Genomic DNA, 4,621 nt, shown 5'->3' with positions numbered 1-4,621 from the left:
TATAGAACTTCACGCTCCGGATAAATCTGGTCGTGACTACATCAAAAGAATTGTAGCATTACCTGGTGATACTGTTGAATTAAAAAACAATAAAGTATATGTTAATAATAAACAATTGAATGAAAATTATACTAGTAGTCAGACTACTCTTGTTTCAGGAAATGAAACAAAATGGGAATTAGGTGAAGATGAATATTTTGTATTGGGGGATAATAGACTTCCTCGAGAATCAAATGATAGCAGAATATTCGGACCGATAAAGAAAAAGGCGATAGTTGGTAGAGCTTTTTTGAGATATTTTCCATTTAATAAATTTGGTGTATTATAAGAAAAACTAATCTTGGATTTTCCAAGATTAGTTTTTTTAATTGGCATTAGTTTGAATTTTGTTGAATTGTGCCACTTCTGTACGCTTCTATTAAACTTTCCAAATCTTCTATAAGTTCTAGGATTTCTTCTCCTTCATCGGTATCTTTTATGAGTATTCTTTTTGGGAATTCTTCCGTGATTGTAACTTCAGGAGTGTATGCACCGTGAACTGATTCCATTACTTTGAAATTCTTGTGTTTTGCTATGGCTAAGTGATGAGAATTAAATGTCAACGTATATCCAGCAATTCCCGTTTTCTTTTGGTAAGCTTCTGAAATTCCACCATCTATTACATAAGTTTTGCCATTAGCTGATACTGGTTTTTCTCCATTGATGCTTTTAACTGGGACGTGTCCGTTAATTATGTGAGATGTTTCAGGATTCATATTGAATTCTTCAAATATTTTATCTGCATATTTTTCAATCTTGCTTAAACTAAAATAAGGATTACTTACTTCTTTTCTGACATCTTTGTCAGTTATGAAGAAGTTTTCAAATGTTGATATCTTACTTTTTCCAAACATAGGAGATTTTGGGCCACACCACATATACCAGAAAAAGTCCAATGCTGTTTGTCTGTCGGGGTCATTATCATCCATGTTTTTTGCTGAATTAATAATTCCTTCGAAGAAATCCAAAAGTGATTTACCACTGTAGGTATTGGATTGATAAGTGAATTCTTCAAAACTACCGTCCTTATTCATAGGAATACATCCGTGGAAAAGCAAATTGCTGTTTGCAATTTTGTACACTGAACCATATGAGAATAAAAAGTCCATGTGTTCTTTTAATCTGTGACTTGTTCTGAAGGATTTTGAAATGCATTCGACAACTTCTTGTTCACTTGGTGTTAACTCAAGAGGATTTTCAGGATCAATTGTAGGGAATTTTATATCCAATAGCGCATGAGGCTTACCATTTGCATCCTTGTAAATTCCATTTTTGAAATCAATTCTTTCAAGATATAATCTGTCCAATTGTTCAAATTCTGGATTTCTCTTGAAAAGTTGGTTCTCTAATTTGAATTGAATTATAGAAATTGCTTTGTGCATTCTTGCAGCGTGAAGCAAATCAGTTTCTGAGTGTTTGTTATCGTCCAAGATTCTGACTTTGAATCTTTCGCATGGATCATCATAATATGATTCGTCTGCCAATGTAGACAATAATCTCAAATTAATTCCGTAACCATCTTCCAAAGATTGAAAATTATTGTAACTTATTGCATTTCTAACGACGTTACACGCGTTCACATAACTACCAAGATAAGCTCCAATCCATGTAACATCGTGGTTACCGTACTGAATATCCACATCTTTTTTAGCAATAAGAGTATCCATAATAATGTCCGGCCTTTTTCCTCTGTCGAAAATATCTCCGACAATGTGAAGCCAGTCAATGTTCAAATCTTGAATTAATTCACACAAAGTTATTATAAAATCTTCGCTAACTTCTATTTTAATGATGCTATCTAAAAGCTGATTGAAATATTCTTTTTTGTTCAAAGATTCGTATTGAATGTTGAGCATTTCATCTATCAAATCTCTGTAGTAGAAAGGAGTTTGATTTCTGACTTTTTGTCTAGAATATTTACTGGCAACTCTTTTTGCTATTCTTATCAGATAAAAAATCGTGTCTCTAATCCATTTTTCTGTGTATTCATCGTTTTCCTTTGTTATATTGATTATTGTCTTAGGATCGTAAATTAAATTGGCTAACTGATTTTTTCTAGATTCAGATAATTTGTCTTTGAATTCAAGGTCAATTTTAATTCTGGTATTACCAGAAGCACTTTTAATAATTCTATTGAAACTATCGTATTGTCCGTGTAAATCAGATAAAAAGTACTCTGTTCCTTTTGGTAACACTGACAAAGAAGTCAAACTTATTATTTTATTAGCAGCCTGTTCAATCGTAGGAAATTCTTTTGCAAGTAATTTCAAGTATTTTAAATTGTTCAATTTTCTACCTCCATAATACTATTATATATGAACTTTGAAAAAAAGAAATAGTTTGCCTATTGAAAAATAATTATAAATTTGATATAATTATAAGCGTAAAGATTTGTTAAATATCAAACAAATATTTTTTTACTTATTAATCCTACAATATTAGTAGGAAATAAAAAAGGAGGAAACATAATGAGTAAAATAGTTTTAATTGGAGCTAACCATGCAGGTACAGCTTGTGCGAACACAATATTGGATAATTACAAAGATGAAGAATTAGTAATTTTTGATCAAAACTCCAATATTTCATTCTTAGGATGTGGAATGGCGTTGTGGATTGGAAAGCAAATCAAAGGCCCAGAAAAATTATTTTATTGTAGCAAAGAAGTTTTCGAACAAAAAGGTGCTACAGTCCACATGGAAACAAAAGTAGAAAACATCGACTACGACAAAAAAATTGTCTATGCAAAGGACAAAGACGGAAAAGAAATTCAAGAATCTTACGACAAGTTGGTATTGGCTACAGGATCTCAACCAGTTTTACCAGACATCGAAGGAATGGATTTGGAAAATGTTCAAAAAGTTAAAATTTTCCAAGACGCACAATCAGTGATAGACAAGATTAATCACGAAGAAATCAAAAAAGTTGTAGTAGTAGGAGCTGGCTACATAGGTACTGAACTTGCGGAAGCTTTCAAGAGATTAGGCAAAGAATCTACATTGATTGAACATGGAAATACAGTGCTAAGAGGTTATTATGATGATAAATTTTGCAAAAAAATGGAAGATAACCTAAGAGATCACGGAGTTAATTTAGTATTTAATGAAGAAGTTGTTAAATTAGAAGGAACTGATGGAAAAGTAAGCAAGGTTATCACTGATAAAGGTGAATATGATTGTGATATGGTAGTAATGTCAATTGGTTTCAAACCAAATAGTTCACTTGCAAAAGATCATTTGAAATTGAACGATCATAAAGCAATTATCACTGACAAACATCAACAAACTTCAGATGAAAATGTATTTGCAGTTGGAGATTCAACAGTTATTTTCAACAACGCAACAGGAAAATTTGAATACGTTGCATTAGCTACAAACGCTGTAAGAAGTGGTATAGTTGCTGGTCACAATGTTTGTGGAACAAAATTAGAATCAAACGGTGTGCAAGGATCAAACGGAATTAAAATTTACGATTTGTGCATGGTATCAACAGGTTTGACAGTTAGAAATGCTGAAAAATTAGGAATGGAAGTTGAATACACTGATTTCACAGATTTACAAAAACCACCATTTATGGAAGAAAACAACAAAGAAGTTACTATCAGAATTGTTTACGATAAAAATTCACGCGAAATCAAAGGTTGCCAAATAATGAGCGAATATGATATTTCAATGATGATTCACATGTTCAGCTTGGCAATTCAAGAACACGTTACAATCGACAAACTAGCTCTTACTGATATATTCTTCTTGCCACATTACAATCAACCATATAACTATGTAACTATGGCAGCTATTCAAGCTTTATAATCAAAAAATTAGCGACTACTTTTAATACAAGTAGCCGCTTTTTTATTTAGCCAAGAGCAACATCTAAAATCATCATTATAATAAATCCAATTATAATTCCATAAGTCGCTTGGCGTTCATATCCGTTGCTGTGAGTTTCAGGAATAATTTCGTCGCTAATTACAAAAAGCATCGCCCCTCCTGCAAAAGCCAAAATAAATCCCAAAATAGGCGAGAACCAAGTTACAAGTCCGTAACCTAAAAACGCTCCAATTGGTTCTACTAATCCTGTAAATAATGCGATTAAGAATGCTTTTTTGACCGTGTAATTTTCTCTAACCAAAGACAAAGCTACAGCTAAACCTTCAGGCATATTTTGTAGACCAATTCCTATTGCGATAGGAAGACCGTTTGCTACTGAATCTCCTCCAAAACCAACTCCAGTTGCCATACCTTCTGGGAAATTGTGAATTGTAATCGCAATTACAAACAACCATATTTTTTTCAAAGAATCTGAAGGATTCCCTTCAACTCTTTTGTCCAATAAATGCTCATGAGGAGAGTATTTGTCAATCAAATCTAAAAATACAGCTCCAGCTAAAATTCCAAGTGAAGAGATTAAAACTCCTCTAAAACCTCCACCGTTTTCTTCGATACTAGGTAAAATTAATGAAAAACAAGTTGCAGAAAGCATGACGCCTGCAGCTGCCCCTAAAAATACATCTAACTTACCTTGACTTACATTTCTTGTGAAAAAAACAGGGATTGCTCCTACTCCGGTTAGAAGACCAGGAACT

At 32.7% G+C, this 4,621-nt stretch carries 4 protein-coding genes; 2 read left to right on the top strand and 2 right to left on the bottom strand.

The genetic code is table 11. The features are described from left to right. A partial coding sequence (gene lepB, locus KHW44_RS06610) for a signal peptidase I (RefSeq protein WP_304067498.1) occupies positions 1-328 on the top strand: 328 nt, incomplete at its 5' end. A 46-nt stretch (positions 329-374) separates the two neighbouring features. Here lepB and KHW44_RS06605 read toward each other — a convergent pair. Next, the gene (locus KHW44_RS06605; protein ID WP_304067495.1) at positions 375-2,327 is read right to left on the bottom strand and encodes a fructose-1,6-bisphosphatase; all 1,953 of its coding nucleotides are present in this window, start codon (positions 2,325-2,327) and stop codon (positions 375-377) included. A 180-nt stretch (positions 2,328-2,507) separates the two neighbouring features. On the opposite strand from KHW44_RS06605, the gene nox reads away from it, so the two are divergent. After that, positions 2,508-3,845: a H2O-forming NADH oxidase gene (nox, locus tag KHW44_RS06600; RefSeq protein ID WP_304067492.1), complete on the top strand. Its 1,338-nt coding sequence runs from the start codon at positions 2,508-2,510 to the stop codon at positions 3,843-3,845. Between the two features lie 46 nt (positions 3,846-3,891). Here nox and KHW44_RS06595 read toward each other — a convergent pair. Beyond that, the coding region (locus KHW44_RS06595; protein WP_304067489.1) for a ZIP family metal transporter at positions 3,892-4,621 on the bottom strand (730 nt) is incomplete at its 5' end.

This window comes from Finegoldia magna, from assembly GCF_018371055.1.
GTDB classification, from domain to species: Bacteria; Bacillota; Clostridia; order Tissierellales; family Peptoniphilaceae; genus Finegoldia; species Finegoldia magna_I.
The sequence above is the reverse complement of the archived record's forward strand: the minus strand, read 5'-3'. Positions and strand labels throughout refer to the sequence as shown.

Excerpts from the sequence above, each read along its gene's own strand:
- nox (WP_304067492.1), top strand. The coding sequence starts at position 2,508 with ATGAGTAAAATAGTTTTAATTGGAGCTAACCATGCAGGTACAGCTTGT.